At 64.4% G+C, this 15,765-nt stretch carries 11 protein-coding genes; all 11 read right to left on the reverse strand.

Going from position 1 to position 15,765, the window contains the following annotated elements:
* On the reverse strand, positions 1-1,161 hold a 1,161-nt coding region (locus COLINT_RS06605; RefSeq protein ID WP_006723674.1), incomplete at its 3' end, for a PSP1 domain-containing protein.
* Complete coding sequence (locus COLINT_RS06610; protein WP_006723675.1) at positions 1,152-2,297, reverse strand: DNA polymerase III subunit; 1,146 nt, start codon at positions 2,295-2,297, stop codon at positions 1,152-1,154. The genes COLINT_RS06605 and COLINT_RS06610, both read right to left, overlap by 10 nt.
* Positions 2,298-2,299: 2 nt before the next feature.
* Complete coding sequence (tmk, locus tag COLINT_RS06615; protein ID WP_006723676.1) at positions 2,300-2,980, reverse strand: dTMP kinase; 681 nt, start codon at positions 2,978-2,980, stop codon at positions 2,300-2,302.
* Between the two features lie 3 nt (positions 2,981-2,983).
* Entirely contained in the window at positions 2,984-5,566 is a 2,583-nt protein-coding gene (locus tag COLINT_RS06620; protein WP_006723677.1) for a DNA topoisomerase I, read from the reverse strand.
* A 467-nt stretch (positions 5,567-6,033) separates the two neighbouring features.
* The gene (gene tatC / locus COLINT_RS06625) at positions 6,034-6,828 is read right to left on the reverse strand and encodes a twin-arginine translocase subunit TatC (RefSeq protein WP_006723678.1); all 795 of its coding nucleotides are present in this window, start codon (positions 6,826-6,828) and stop codon (positions 6,034-6,036) included.
* Positions 6,828-7,400 carry a Sec-independent protein translocase subunit TatA/TatB gene (locus tag COLINT_RS06630; protein WP_039910678.1) on the reverse strand — a complete coding sequence of 191 codons (573 nt, stop codon included), beginning with the start codon at positions 7,398-7,400 and terminating at the stop codon, positions 6,828-6,830. Before COLINT_RS06630 ends, tatC begins: the two co-directional genes overlap by 1 nt.
* A 124-nt stretch (positions 7,401-7,524) precedes the next feature.
* Positions 7,525-7,839, reverse strand: a complete 315-nt coding sequence (locus COLINT_RS06635) for an STAS domain-containing protein (protein WP_039910744.1) — start codon at positions 7,837-7,839, stop codon at positions 7,525-7,527.
* A 39-nt stretch (positions 7,840-7,878) separates the two neighbouring features.
* Positions 7,879-8,676 (reverse strand): tetratricopeptide repeat protein, encoded by a 798-nt coding sequence (locus COLINT_RS06640; protein WP_006723681.1) that lies wholly within the window; start codon positions 8,674-8,676, stop codon positions 7,879-7,881.
* Positions 8,677-9,981: an aminotransferase class I/II-fold pyridoxal phosphate-dependent enzyme gene (locus COLINT_RS06645; RefSeq protein WP_039910679.1), complete on the reverse strand. Its 1,305-nt coding sequence runs from the start codon at positions 9,979-9,981 to the stop codon at positions 8,677-8,679.
* A 927-nt stretch (positions 9,982-10,908) separates the two neighbouring features.
* Complete coding sequence (locus COLINT_RS06655) at positions 10,909-13,119, reverse strand: YhgE/Pip domain-containing protein (protein ID WP_006723685.1); 2,211 nt, start codon at positions 13,117-13,119, stop codon at positions 10,909-10,911.
* Positions 13,120-15,681 carry a YhgE/Pip domain-containing protein gene (locus tag COLINT_RS06660; protein WP_006723686.1) on the reverse strand — a complete coding sequence of 854 codons (2,562 nt, stop codon included), beginning with the start codon at positions 15,679-15,681 and terminating at the stop codon, positions 13,120-13,122.
* Positions 15,682-15,765: the final 84 nt, after the last annotated feature.

Here is a 15,765-nt window from a genome sequence, read left to right on the forward strand (position 1 = left end):
CACCGCCTGCTCGGCAGCGCCGGAGCGGCGACGGCGACGACGCGACTGCTGCGGCGCCTGCTCCTCCTCAACCTCCTGAGAACGGCCCTTGGAGGAAGCGCCCTTGCGACCACGACGGCCGGAGCCGCCCTGCTCGAACTTGGCGGCCTCTTCCTCGCGCATGCGCTTGCGGCGCGGCGTGGGGCCGGAGGCGACGATGCGATCGGCCGTGTCCAGGCCGTCGCCCACGTCGACGCCGTTCTTGCGGTCGAGCTCCATGAGGGCGAGTGCGAGCTCGGGCGACTCGAGACGTTCGAGGACGTCGCGCGTCACGCAGTCGGGACGGCAGGAACACCCTTGCGCCTCGCAGCGCTGCCTGTTCTCCTCGGTGCTCGTCATATCGGCGAGGTCGACGCGGAAGACCTTGCCGTTCTCCAGGCGCAGCACCAGCTGCTCGCGCGGGGTGTTGTACTCCACGATGCGGGCCTTGCCCAGCGGCGTGTCGATAAGGGTCTTTTTCTTGGGGGCGCGGCTCTTGAAATCCTTGTAGGCCTCGAACTCATAGCGCAGGCAGCACATGAGACGACCGCACACGCCCGAGATCTTGGCGGAGTTCAGCGGCAGGTCCTGCTCCTTGGCCATGCGGATGGAGACGGGCTCGAACTGCCCGCCGAAACGGGTACAGCACAGCTCCTGGCCGCAGGTCGCGTAGCCGCCCTGCAGGCGGGTCTCGTCGCGCACGCCGATCTGGCGCATGTCGACGCGGACGTGGAAGTGGGCGGACAGGTCCTTGACGAGCTGGCGGAAGTCCACGCGGTCCTCAGCGGCAAAGTAGAAGACGGCCTTCTCCCCGCCGAACAGGTACTCGACGCCCACAGGCTTCATGTCCAGACCGTTCTTCTCCACCAGACGGCGGAAATCGAACATGGCGTCCTCGCCGGCGTCGGCCAGGTCGTCAGCGCGATCGAGGTCGGCGTCGGTGGCAATGCGCACGACGGGCTTGAGCGGGGCGGCGAGCTCCTCGGGATGCACCTCGAACGGATCGGCCGTCACGAGGCCGATCTCGGTGCCGCGCTCGGTGGTGCAGATGGCGTGATCGCCGGCGAGGATGTCCAGGTCGCGCGGATCGAACCACAGCTCGTGCGCAGCGAACGCAAATTTGACGGGTACGACTACGGGCATTGCAGTGCCTTCCTGATATCGAACAGCATGACCTCGATGGCCAGCTGGGGTGTGACGTTTCTGGCGATGCGAGCCTCGGCGCTCGAAACGGCATCGAGCGCACGGGTGACGCCGGTAACCGTGACACGGGCGGCGATGCGCTCGACGACGTCGGAAACGTCCTCGTTCACGACGGGCTCCGACTCAGATGCGAGGCGAACCAGGGCATCGCGCAGCAGGGAGCGAACGCTCGCCAGAGCCTCCATGATACCCGAACGCTCACGGGCGTTCAGTTCGCGCTTGTTGCGGTCTTCCAGCTGCTTTAAAGCACCACGGGAGAGATAGTCCTGATTTTGCTCCAGGACCGCCTGCTGGGTCGATTTAACCTCGGCGAGCGGCGCCTTGATCGCACCCATGAGGTCCTTGGCGGCGGCCAGGATGTCGGCCTCGTCGGCATGGGCGAGCAAGTCCACGGCGCGCACCATGGCACGGCGGGCTGTCTGGCGGTCGCCGCTCTTGAGGAACTCGACCGCGCGGGCGGGACTGCCGGCAACCGCGACGGCCATACGGCATTTGCCCGCGGGCAGGCCGGTGGCGTGCTCGACGGCCGTGGCGGCGTCTTCGAGCGAGAGCGGGCGGAACGGCACGCACTGGCAGCGCGACACGATCGTGGGCAACATGGCATCGGCACTCGAGCCGAGCAGGATGAACGTCACTCCGGCGGGCGGCTCCTCAAGCGTCTTGAGCAACGCGTTAGCGGTGTTCGCACGCAGCTGCTCGGCGCGGTCGACGATATAGACCTTAGCCTTGGCGCGGATGGGCGCGAGCGCCACATCCTCGAGCAGCTCGCGCGTCTGCGCGATAAGGTAGCCCGTGGCGGATTCGGGCGCGAAGTAATGCACGTCCGGATGGGTGCGGCGGGCAACACGGCCGCAGTCATCACAGGAGGCACAGGCACCTGAGACGCCATCTTCGCCGCACAGAAGCGCCTGGGCCAGCGCCCAAGCGGCATCGAGCTTGCCGGAGCCCGGCGAGCCGAGGAACAGATAGGCGTGGCTCGCACGACCGCTCGTCACCGCACGGGCGAGAAAGTCGCGCACACGCGGCTGCGTATCGAGCTTGGCGAGCAGGCTGTTGGGGGCGAGGCGGTCGGGCATGGCTAGCACTTCCCCTGACACGCCTGCAGCGCCGCGGCAACATCATCCTCGGACATGGACAGGCCGGCCGATCGGAGCTCGGCAGCAACGCCGGAGAACACCTCGGCAATGGACCCGCCGGCATCGATCAGCTTCACGCGATCTGGCTCATCGACGGCAACCGCGCGGAAACCCGCGGCAACGCGCTCTTGGAATTCCAGGCCCTTGAGTTCGAGGCGGTCCTCGGCTTCACGGCCGGAACGGCGGCGCAGGGCGTCCTCGACCGGCAGGTCGAACACGAGCGTGAGGTCGGGACGGCAACCGTCCACCGCGAGCTCGTTTGCCTGAGACACCATGTTGCGGTCCAAACCATCGGCAAAGGCCTGGTACGCCGTGGTGGAATCGTAGAAGCGGTCGCAGACCACCGTCTTGCCGGCGGCGAGCGCCGGCCTGATCACCTGATGCACGAGCTGGGCGCGGGCGGCCTCATACAGCAGCAGCTCGCACACATCGCCCATCTCGACGTTTGCGGGGTCGAGCAGGATCTCGCGGATCTGCTCAGAGATCTTGACGCCGCCCGGTTCGCGCAGGCGCAAGACGTCGTGGCCCGCAGCCTCGAGCGCCGCCGCGATGAGCCGCGCCTGCGTGGACTTCCCGCAGCCGTCGATCCCCTCAACCGTTATGAACAGGCCTCGCGAACTCATGTTTTACGCCTTCTCGGTCGCGGTCTTCTCGGCGGCAGCCTTCTTCGCCGTCGTCTTCTTCGCAGTCGCCTTCTTGGCAGTGGTCTTCTTGGCCGTCGAAGCCGTCTTCTTCGCGCCCGGCTTCGACGCGGCCTTGCCGCGGGCGGGCTTCTTCTCCTTGCCGGGGCAGTCCATATTCACGCAGATGCGCCATGGGCCGCGGGCCGTCTCGACCACCACAACGGGCGCGCCGCAGTGCTCGCAGACCTCGCCGGTGGCGGAAAGCTTGCCACGAGCGGGCAGCGGGTAGCTCACACCGCAGTCGTCGTAGTTGGTGCAACGGATGAAGCGTTTGCCGCTCTTCTCACTCTTATGCGCGATTAGATCGCCATGACGACCCGCCTCGGCGCACACGGAGCACTCGCCCACCTTGAGGTCGGGCTCGTAGTTGGTGGGGCACTTGGGATTCACGCACTGCTCGTAGGCCTTTTGGCGGAACGGCTGGCACTTGATGCGCGGCGCGCCGCACTCGGGGCATACGGCGGCCTCGCCCTCGAGCGGGCTCACCTTCACGCCGGAGGGCACTGGATAGGTTACATCGCAGTCGGGCCAACCCATGCAGCCGATAAAGCTACCGCGCGTCTTGGCGCTCGTCTTCATGACGAGGTCTTTGCCGCACGTGGGACAGGCGCCCACGCGGGCGTCGGCGGTGACGGCGTCCGAGATCGCCTCACCCAGATCGTCCTTGTGCTCGATGAGCGCGTCGAGCATGCCGGCGAGCAGGGCGCGGGAGTGGTCCACGACGTGCTCCTGCGTGTCGGCGCCCTCGGCGACCTTGGTCATGTCGGCATCGAGCTCGGCGGTCATGTCGGGCGTGGTGACGCGAGGCGCGAACTCCGAGAGCGCGTCGATGATGGCGATGCCGAGCTGACTCGGCTCGATGGGATCGTTCTTGAGGTAGCGCACCGCATAGAGGCGCTCGATGATACTCGCGCGCGTCGACTTGGTGCCCAGGCCGCGCTTTTCCATCTCCTGGACGAGCTTGCCCTGGCTGTAGCGCGCGGGCGGCTCGGTCTGCTTGGCCTCGAGCTTAATGTCGCGCACGTCGATGACGTCGCCCTCGGCCAGCGCGGGCAGCTGCTCGTCGCGCTTGAGGCCATACGGGTAGGCCTCGCGGAAGCCGGCCTCCACCAGCACATCACCGCTGGCGGCAAACGGCTCGCCGCCGACATCGATGGACAGCTTGGTGTTCTCGATGGTGGCGGGCCCCATGAGCGTCGCCAGGAAACGGCGGGCGATGAGGTTATAGAGCTTGAGCTGGCCGCCGTCGAGCGTGGTGGGATCGCCCTGGCCGGTGGGATGGATCGGCGGGTGGTCGGTGGTCTCGACCTTGCCGCGCGTAGGTGTGAGCGGGCCGGCGAGGATCTTCTTGCACACGGGCGCGAGCGCCGGGGTGCCGGAGGCCAGGCCACGCACGATGCCCTCGATGTCCAGCGTCTTGGGATACACCGTGTTATCGACACGGGGATAGGAGATGAAACCGCTCATGTAGAGGGACTCGGCGATGCGCATGGTGCGCGCGGGGCTGATGCCCTCGGCCGCCGCTGCCGCCTGCAGCGCGGTGGTGTTGAACGGCACCGGAGGCTGCTGCTTGCGACTGCGCTTGGCCACAGCGGTGACGGTGCCGGTGGTCTCGCCCTCGACGTGCGAGAACGCCGCCTCAGCCGCCGCCTTGTCCGTGAAGCGCGCCGTGGTGTGGGCGACTTTGAACTCTTGGTCGGAAGCCTCGCCAAGCCCTCGGATCTGCCAGTAATCCTCAGGCACAAAGGCCATGCGCTCACGCTCGCGCTCAACCACCAGGGCGAGCGTAGGAGTCTGTACGCGGCCGGCGGAGCGCACGTTGCCAAAGCCGCCGAACTTGGCGAGCGTGAGATAGCGCGTGAGGACCGCGCCCCAAATGAGGTCGATGTACTGGCGGGACTCGCCGGCGTCGGCCAAATCCTGGTCGAGCTCGACCAGGTTGGCGAAGGCCTCGGTAACCTCACCCTTGATGAGGGCGGAGTAGCGGGCGCGGCGCGCTGGCAGCTCAGGGGCCACCTCGCGAATCATGTTGAGGGCGTCAGAACCGATGAGCTCGCCCTCGCGGTCGAAGTCCGTGGCGATGATGACCTCGTCGGCCTTTTTGGCGAGGTTCTTGAGAACGCGGATGATCTCCTTCTCCGCGGGGTTCTTGATGATCGGCGACCACGTGAGGTACGGCAGGCTCTCGACCTTCCAGCCCTTGATGTTGATGCCGTTGGCAAGAAAGGGCTTGCGCTTGGTGTCGTACGGCGGGCGGGCAAGGCCGTCGGGCACGCCGGCGGGCAGGACCTCGCCGTCCTCGGTCAGGCTGTACCAGCCCATCTTCTTATCGAACAGGATCTCGTCGGGAAAATCCGGCGCGAGGATATGGCCGGCCAGGCCCATTGAGACCCAGTCCTCGCCGCCGACCTTGAAACGGTAGACCTGCGTGTTATAGACCTTGTCGTTCTTCGGCGCGCCGGCGTCAGCCAGCAGCTGTGCGATCTTTTGCGCAGCGATGTTCTTCTCTGCAACGACGAGCTTCACAAGGGCTCCTTTTTGTACGGCGCGGGTGCGCCAGACGTATTTATATATAGTGTGGGTCAGTGTACACGAGTTCTACCGTTCACGCTAAAAGCCCACGCTGCGGCAGAGGGATCCACCTCGTACCACTCGCGAACGCCCTCGCTCGGCTACCTTTGCCCCCATCGGCCGCCTTCGCATTGCTCGGCCGCCCCCGCGTCGCTGAGATACAACCAAAGTCACGATCGAGCACCCGATTTTGTGACTTTGGTTACATTTCGAGCTGTAACTTCGACTGCATTTCGAGTTGTGACTTCGGTTACATTTCGAGCACGGAAAAGAAAGTACCCGGGATCCTCATCCCGGGTACTTGGCATCATTGCGATTGTGCTTCGGTCGAGCTTGGACCGTTCGGTTGGGGGCGCGCCACGTGCCCGGGTGCATCCTGCCCATCAGGGCATATGCCACCCGCCTGGGCGCGCGCCGTGCGACTACTCGTCGTCGTCCTCGTCGTCGCCGAAGAGGCCCAGGCGACTCTCGGTGAGGCCGGCCTTGCCGTCGCGCGCCACAACCACAAAGCGGGTGATCATGAGCGAGACCTCGTACAGAGACAGCATGACCGCATACATGAAGATCAGCGTCACGGGCGAGGCATCGGGCGTGATGGACGCGGAGACCACGAGCATGATCACGTAGACGTAGCGCCATGCCGCACGGAAGCTGGCATAGGGCACGATGTGGAACACGGCGAGGTAAAACACGATGAGCGGAAGCTCGAACGACACGCCGAAGCCGATCATGAGCAGAAGCTCGGTGTTGATGAAGTCCTCGAGCATCGGCATGGCCGCGCCGATGGAGCGGGTCTCCTCGAGCAGCCACTCAAAGGCGGCCGGCGCGATGAAGGCATAGCAGAAGATGACGCCGGCGAAGAACAGCATGGTGGCGACCAGCACCGTGGGGACAACCCAGCGGCGCTCATTGGGGCGCAGGGCCGGCAGGAAGAACGCAAGAATCTGCCAGATGATCATGGGCGTGCACATGGCGAGCGCGACCTTGATGGCGATGTTGAACTTGATGGAGAAGCCGCCGAGCGAGGTCATGACGGAGAGCTGCTCGCCGGGCTGCAGGGAACCGTTGATCGGGTCCTTGAGGATATCAACCAGCGTGGGGGCTGCAAAATACATGAAGACGGTGGCGGCGAGCACCGACACGACGACGATGGTGAGGCGACGGCGCAGCTCACCGAGATGGTCCATGAGCGGCATGCGCGCGGGTCCAATGGGCATTACTGCTCCCCTCCCTTCGACTCATCCTCGACAGATGCGGCCTCGGCCTCCACAGCAGGAGCCGCGGTGCGCTTGCGCGGACGGCGGGCGTACAGGTCCTCGGTGGTCAGCACCTCGGGTTCGGGAGCCTCCGCGGCCACCTGCTCGGACTCGGGCTCAGGCTCGGCAGCGGGAGCATCGCCTGCAGGAGCATCCTCGGCGGGAGCGCTCTTGCCGCCCTCGGCGTCGTCCGCAGCGGCCTCGGCCTCCTTGGCGGCGCGCTCCGCGGCCAGGCGGGCACGGCGCTCGGCAAAGGTCTCCTTGCGCACCGGGGCCTCCTCAGTTGAAGCGGAGCCCTCGGCGTCGGTATCCTCGTCCTTTGCGGCAACAGCCACCTTGGGGGCCTTGGCAGCGGCGGCCATGGGGTCCACGACCTCGGTCTGGACGACGGCGGTCAGCTTCTCCTGCGTCTCACGGAACTGACGCAAGGCACGGCCGATGGTGCGGCCCATCTGCGGCAGCTTGTCGGGACCGAACAGCAAGAAGCCAAAGACCAGGATGATGACCAGCTCGGTCGATCCAATTCCTAGCACGGGATACCTCCCAGTTTCCTCAAATGTCCATGCGGCGCTCCGTGCGCCGTCCAAAGCGGCAATATTCCAAGTATAGCGCCGCCGTACGCCACGCCCCGCGACGAGTCGCCGTACGGATAAAGCCTTACGCTGCGCTGATGCTGATGTCCTTATCGACGCCCAAAAGCTGCGCGACGCGCAGGACGTTCGGCTGGGCGCCCGTGATCGACAGGGCGCGTTCACGCTCAGAGGCGCGGCGGGCGGCGCCGACCAGCACGCCGATGCCCGTGGAATCGATATAGGGAACCTGGGAGAAATCAAGCTCGACGCGCTCAGTGGGCTGCTCAAGGGCCAGATCGATTGCGTTGCGGAGCTTGTCGGCGTTCGAGATGTCGATCTCGCCCTCGACGACGATGAGGTAGCGCTCTGCACTGGGATGCGTGGTGATGGCGAGTTCCATATCCATGCCTTTCGATTGAGTCGCGCTCGGCGCGATCGTTTACTTGCTCAGCGCCTCGAGGCGCTCGCGGGCGTAATCGCCCACACCGTAGGTATCGTCCTCGGCGGCGGTGTCGACGGCCTTGCGATAGGCCTTCTCGGCCTTGCCCGCATCGCCGTGGGATTCGTAGAACATGCCGAGGTTCGCCCATGCGGGCGCGAACGTGGCGTCGCGCGCGACGAAAGCCTCGAGGTCCGCGATGGCCTGCTCATGCTCACCGGCGTAGAACACGCAGATGGCGCGATCCACCTCGGCCGCCGGAGAGGCGTTGTTCGCAAGGTACTCGTCGTAGTGGACGATGGCCTGCTTGAAGACGTCCCGGGCCTTCAGCTGGTCCTCCTCGCTCTTGGCGCCGTTCATGGCGGACATGCCCATATCGAAGAAGTTGTTGGCCAGCGTGAGCGGGTCATTTGATACGGGGGCGGCGGAACCGTCGACCACCTTGGCGTTACCCTCCTCATCAAGCTCGATGTCGGGATGACCCTCGGGCATCTCGACCGAAGCATCCTCGGAGGCGGCCTCGGGCTCGCGCGAGCCCAACTCGTTGATGGTCACCGTGGTGCCCACGAGGTAGCCGATCACCACGCCGAGCACCAGCGAGATGCCGGCGATGGCGAGCACCATCCAAAACGGCGGGGACTGACGCTGCGGGCGGGCGGGATCGGAGTTGGCCGGAGCGGCGGGCTCGGCAGACGGGTGACGCGCATCCGCCTCGGCGACGTTATCGGATGCGGGCTCGGGCACGGACTCCGCCTCAGCCAGCTCGTCGTCGAAGAACTCGTCGAAATCGTCGGTCATTTAGGCACGCTCCTCGAGCGCGAGCTGGGCGCTCACGAGCTTGACAGCCAACACGAGCACCTCGAGCGCGGAAGAAAGATCCTCAACGCTGGGGTAGCTCGGGGCGATACGGATGTTGGTATCGTGCGGGTCCTCGCCATAGGGCCAGGTGGCGCCTGCCGGGGTGAGGGTGACGCCCATCTCGCGGCACAGGGCGCCCACACGCTTGGCGGAGCCCTCGGGGCCGTCGAAACTCACGAAATAGCCGCCGCGCGGATGCGTCCAGGTGGCGCAACCGGTGCCGTCCAAGCCCTCATGCAGCTTGGCATCGACGCACTCGAAGCGCGGGCGCATGAACTCGGCATGACGACGCATATGGGCGCGCACGGCGTCCAGGTCGGGCAGGAAGCGCACGTGACGCAGCTGGTTGAGCTTGTCGGCGCTGATAAGACCGGCCTGCAGATGGTGCGCGATCTCCTTGATGACCACGGGAGAGGCGGCAACAAAACCCACGCCAGCACCGGGGAAGGTGATCTTGGAGGTGGAGGCGAAGGCGATCACGCGGTCCTCGTTGCCGACCTCGCGCGCGGCGTCGAAGACGTTAAGGAGCTCGTCGCCCTCGTCATACAGGTCATGCACGCAGTAGGCGTTGTCCCAGAAGATACGGAAATCGGGGGCGGCCGTCTTCATCGAGGTGAGTCGACGGACCGTCTCGTCGGAGTAGGTGTCGCCCGTGGGGTTGGAGTACTTGGGGACGCACCAGATGCCCTTGATGCCCTCATCGGCCGCGACGAGGCGCTCAACCTCGTCCATGTCCGGACCGTTCTCGGTCATGCGCACGGGAACGTTCTCGATGCCCAGATCCTCGGTGATGCCGAAGTGGCGATCGTAGCCGGGCGCGGGACAGAGGAACTTGACGCGCGCGCCGTCGTGCGCGGCGGAGAACTCGGACCACGGAGCATGGCCGCACGTGCCCTTGAGCCAGCACATGGCCACGGAATCATGCTCGATCAGCAAACTGGAGCTACCGAGCACGAGCGTCTGGGACGGATCGACGCCCAAAAACTCCCCGGCGAGCGCGCGGGCGGAGGGGATGCCCTCGAAGCAACCGTAGTTGCTGCAGTCCACGCCGCCGTCGGTAAGGTCGGAGTCAGCGCTGAGCAGGTCGAGCATGGGGCGGGAGATGGCCACCTGCTCGGGCGACGGCTTGCCGCGAGCCATATCGAGCTTGAGCTCGCGCGCCTTGACCTCGGCGACGCGCGCCTCGAGATCGTCGATGGCGGCGGCCAGCTCGGCGTCGTTCATCGTTTGATACATCGTCTGCATGACGGTTCCCTTTCTCATCGCGAAACGAGAGGGGCGTCACCGCGACGACCCCGCTACGCTGCATCGCTTCGCATCGAAACAGTATACGTGGTTTACCAGGCCCCACTCCATAGCCGCACAGAATGTGTAGAGTCTCATGCCCGTCTCAAATGGGGCCAGGGTCTCAAATGGGGTCAGGTACGAATTGGGCACCTTCGATGCCGGGCCGACGGCAGGCCCGGGCAAAGCCTCGGTTTGCACCCATCCCAATTGGAGCGCCTCCCCGTCGCTTCACAATTCCACAACAGGGCTGCCACAGAAGCACCATGGTGAACGGTCGATTTCTTAAGGTGTACGTAAGACGCGACGGAGTCCATGGGGGCCAATTTCCCCATTTATTGCTTCTGACCTCCTATTTCATCGCTCGGGCAAAGTCTCGTAAGACTTTCTTATGCGGATAAGACGGGCCGCACTGGCAATAATGATGACAGCACCCGAGGGCCAGCAGCGAGGCCCAAAGGCGCCCGTACCGGTGGATGACGAGGAGGCCCGAGCATGCCGTCGTTTTACGATGTCCAGCGCGCCCGGACCCCCCGGCCGCAGCTCAGATGTGCGAACCATTTCTCCTTCCCCCCGACACAGAGAAAGGGCCTCCTCGAACCCACCACCCGTACACGGTCGAGCAACCAGCGAGTCAACCTCCTTCGCTCGTACAACGACCTGCTCGACGCCCTCGACGTGCCGCAATTGCAGCAGTCCACGGCATAACCGCAGCACCAACAAACAGACTCGGCGAAAGGGCCTCCGCAAGGAGGCCCTTTCCATGTCGCGATTCGCCGCACTCGTCTTGAACGCCCCGCACAAAAGCAGGCGCCCGCCAGCGCATCTGCGCAGACGGGCGCCCGAATCCCAAGGGGGAGCAATTTGTACCTGTCCCCAATTGAGACGCTACATGAGCTTGGTTTCCTCGAGCTTCTCGATGATCCAGCGGTTGGCGCGAATCACCGGGCGGCGGAACACCAGGCCCAGGGCCAAAGACGGGATGAGGTACAGCGAAAGCGTGCCGAGCTCGATCCAGAATTCCATGCCGTACGCCCCCGCCATGGCGGCATGCATGGCGTTGATGGCGTGCGTGAACGGCAGGAACGGGTAAACAGCCTGGAAGAAGTCGGCGGTCATCTCAATCGGGAAGGTACCGCCCGAACCCGCGACCTGCATGACCAGCAGCACGACCGCAATGGCCTTGCCGATATCGCCGAAGCTCACCGTGAGCGTGTAGATCATGTTGCTGAACACGAACCCGGCGAGCCAGCCGACGAGCATGAACTGGAAGGGATGCTCACATTGGATGCCGAAGAACAGCAGGTCGCCGGCGCACACAAGTGTGGCCTGCGCAAATGCCAACAGCGCGAAGAACGCATAGCGACCGAGGTAGATCTCGTGCAGGCGCGGGTTGCCAAGGGCCTTGACGTCGGCCTCATCGACATTGGCCTTGAGCATGGCCGCCAAGACGATACCCGCGACCCAAATCGAAAGCGTGGTGTAGAACGGAGCCATCGCGCTGCCGTAGTTCTTGATGTGATACACGGCCTGACGGTCGAGGGCCACCGGCGCGGCGAGGGCGTCGGCGAGGGCCGCAGGGTCGGAACCGATGAGCTCGCGCACGCGGTCGAGGTCGCCTGAGGTCACTGCGGTGTCCAGGCCCTCCTTCAGACGCTGCAGGTCATCGGCGGCGGACACGAGATCGGCAGACGCACCGGCGAGAACCTCATGGGCCCCGGCCAGGTCACCGGAGAGCGCCGATGCGGCATGGGACAGGTCGGTCACAGTCGCGCCCAGGTCGTCGGCCATATCGGAGCCGCGACGGGCGACATCGGCCACGGCATCGGAAAGATCGCTGATCTGCTGCTTGAGAGTCGCATTATAGGAATCCTTGACGCCGCCGATGCTCCCCTTCGCCTCGGCGATGCCGTCCTTCACGGCCTGCGCCTTCGCCCGCGCATCGGCGGCTCCCGTCTCGAGCGACGCAGCCGCATCGGAGAGGTGTTTGGCGAGCAACTCTTGCTGGTTGGCGACGTTGCCCACGGTATTGGCGACGATATCGATCTTCTGCACCAGCTCGGCCTTGAGCTTCTCAGGCAGGTTGGACCCCTCGACATCACGCTCGACAGCGAGGATGTTGTCTTGCACGTCACGTATGTCGGAAGCCCGCTTGGCCATGTCTGCGGATGCATCGCGCAGCTGGGTGACCGTCAAAGACACGTGCGCGTCGGCGGCGCCAAAGGCCTCGTCGATGGCCTTGGCGGCGGCGTCGTAATCGCCCGCGCTATCCTTAAGGGACTGGTTGATGGCCGCAACCGCGGCATCCAGCGCATCATGCATGCCGCTCAAGCCCGTTTTCGCATCGCCCACAAGGGCCTCGGCATCCTTGCTCGCCGTACCAGCGCTTGCCAGCAAATCGCTCGTCGAATCGAGCAGGCCGGTGGAGGACTGCAGCAGTCCCGCGAACTCGTCCACGCTTCCAGAAGCGTCGCGCAAGGTCGTGATGGCACCGGCCAACGTGCCCGACAGGTTGCCGGCGTAGGCCGCGATCTGATCGCCATCCATGAACTCAAGCAAGCTCGAAGTAGTTGCCAGGCCAACATCGCTGATGGTCTTTGCGAAGGTCTCATCGATCTGCTGGCGCACGGTGCTCGCAGCCTTATCGGTCACGCGCGGAGCAATCGCGTTCGCCTTCTGATTCTCGTAGTACACGATCTCGGCATGCTCTGCATCGCTGGAGAACACGGTCATCATGCGCGAGCTGAAATTCTCGGGGATAACCACCGCGGCGTAGTACTCGCCCGAGCGGACGCCCTCCACGGCGTCGGATTCGCTCACGAACCTCCAGTCCAACTGGTCGTTCTCGCGCAGGGCGGACACCACCGTGTCTCCGATGTTCACGCGCACCGGGATGAGGTCGCTCATGTACCCATCGTCGGAGTTTGCCACGGCCACCTTGAGGTTGCCGGTGTTGCCGTAGGGGTCCCAGCTGCCGGCGATGTTGAACCACGCGTACAGCGTGGGAACGATCACCAGACCGACCGCCACGATGAGCGCGACCACGCTTCCACGAATGCGGGAGAGATCCCGCTTGAAAATGGCAATGATGTTCCTCATCTACTCCTCGCCTCCTTCCTCATGCACGCAGGGCATGGTGCGGCCCAGCTCACGGCGCATCTCATCGGCGGGCAGGCCGCTCATATGCACCTGGTCCCTCAAACTCCGGCGCAGGTATTCGACGAAGATCATGTACGCGTCGGCACCGATCACGGCGACGATCCACAGCAGCAGCATCACGAGCTTGCCGTCGATGTCCAAATCGAGCGTTGCCGTAAGGATGAACAACAGGATGGGCAGGCCGAACACGAGGCAGAAACCCGTCTTGATGAGGGTGGGATAGCGACGCTCGAAACGCGCGGCGCGCTCGACCACGTCGCGGCGATACGCCTCGGTATCCAACAGTGCGCGCACGGTGGAGCGGAGCGAGAAGTGCTCGCGCGCCATATCATCGTGCTCGCAGATCATCACGCCCGTACCCGTGAGCTCGCGGTCGAAGAGCAGGTTGAGATTGAGCAGCTTGGGCCTCAGCCACACGCCCACGAACAGGGCGATCAGCAAAAATACACCGAGGGCGACGAGGTTCATCAGGTAATCCATGCCGTACATGCCGCCGATGGTCTCGCGCATCGCGTTAATGCCATACGTAAAAGGCAGCAGAGGATGCAGCGCCTGGAAGAAGCCGGGCATCATCTCAATGGGGTACATGCCCGAGGAACCCGGGATCTGCACGATCACGAGGATGACTCCGATGGCCTTGCCGATATGTTTGAACGAGATGGCCAGGGCGTAAATGATGTTCACGTACACGAACGAGGTGAATACGCCGGCGAGCATGAACAACGCCGGATGCTCGCACTGGATGCCGAGGACGAGGTCGCCCGCGCACACGATGATCGACTGGACAAAGCCGAGCAGGACCATGAGCATCCAACGACCGAAGTAGCCCTGGTTCGCCGTGAAGCGACCCAAGCCCTCGTCATCGACCTCGAGCTTGAAGATGGCGATGAGCACGAAGCCGCCAACCCACAGCGCGAGATTGGTGTAGAAGGGCGTTACGCCGGAACCGTAATTGGCAACCGGGTAGACCGGCTCCGTGCGCAACGTCACGGGAGCGGACATGAAATCAGACATGTCCTCCGGATCCATGTCGAGAATGGTGGCGAGATCGGCCGTTGCCTCGGAGCTGCGGAGAGCGGAGAGGTCGGTCGCGACGCTTCCGAGCGTCGTCTGCAAATCGGCCAGGGTCTTATCGGAGCTGGCAAGCGCCTGACGGGTCTGGTCGAGCATGGCGTCGAGCTGGTCGAGCATCGAGATTGACTGGCCGATGGTCGGCGTCAGGCTCCGCACCACGCCGACGAGGTCGCCGGAGACGCTTGAAAACGCATCCAAGCCGTCGCTCAGGCGAGGCATGACCTCTTCGTTGATGCGCCTCTGGGTCTTGCCGAGTCCCTCGACGCTTCCCTGAATGGCATCGTTCATGGCACCCGAGGCCTTATCGAAAGCCGCGGCGTCGTTGCCCAGGGCATCACTTTGGCCCTGCAGGCCGTCTTTGACCTGCTGCAGCCCCTGGTTCTGGCGCTCGAGCTCGCGAATCGCGATCTCGATGTCGCCGCTGTTGCCCAGCTGACCGTTGATCTTGCGCAGCGCCTCGATGGCGCGCGTATTGGAGTCGATCACGGATTGGAAGTCGATGAGGGAGATGTCGATCTTGGTTTTTGCCGAGCTCGCCGCGCCGGCGATCGCGCCCACCGCGCTGTTCGCGTCGGAAGCCGCAGTGCCCAGATGCATGGCACCGTTTGAAAGCGCGCTCGAAAGCGCCGTGTGAAAATCGCGGGCGGCAGAGCGCGTGGTTCCCAACAAGGCGTCGCCACGCTGAAGCGCCTCGACAAGCGAGGGGGCCTCCTCGTCCATGCCGGCGAGGGCCGACTTCGCATCGGCGGCGGCCTTCTTGGCCGCGTCGATCGTGGCGTTCATATCGGACAGGCCCGAACGAACCCGGTCGAGCGCATCCACCGAATGGGCCACATCGGCCATCACGCCAACGTGCGCGCTCTCCCCCGCCGCATCGATATCCACGCCGAGTTTCTTCGCCTCGGTCACGAGCGTGCTCGTGACCGTGCCCACAAAGGTCTCGTTGAGCTGGGTCTCGATGGTCTCGGCACCGGTATCGGTCACCTTCGGGGCGATGGCGTTTTTCTTCTCGTTCACGTAATACGTGAGTTCGGGCTGCTCGAAATCGCCCGTGAGCATGCTCGTGAGCTTCTCGCTGAAGTCGTGCGGAATCACGATGGCGGCGTAGTAATCACCACGCCGCACGCCCTCCTCGGCCTTCTTCGCATCCGTGAAGACCCAGCCCAGGTCGTGGTTCTCCTTGAGTTTGTCGATCGTCTGCTCGCCGGCGTTGAGTTTGCCCGTGAGTTCGGTCTCCACGCCCGCATCCTCGTTGGCGACTGCGATCTTGACGCCCTCGGTGCTACCGTAGGGGTCCCAGTTCGCCTCGATGTTGTACCAGGCGTACAGGGACGGAATGATGCACACACCGATGGTGATGACCATCGCCACTGGATTGTGCAACAAGCGAAGCACATCGCGCTTGAAGATCTCCCATGCTTTTCTCACGCTTGTCTCATCCTTTGACCTCGAGATTTATTGTTCGGTGCAGAACTATACTACGCACGTTAGTAAAACAACAGTTGTAACGGT

The organism is Collinsella intestinalis DSM 13280, from assembly GCF_000156175.1.
GTDB classification, from domain to species: Bacteria; Actinomycetota; Coriobacteriia; order Coriobacteriales; family Coriobacteriaceae; genus Collinsella; species Collinsella intestinalis.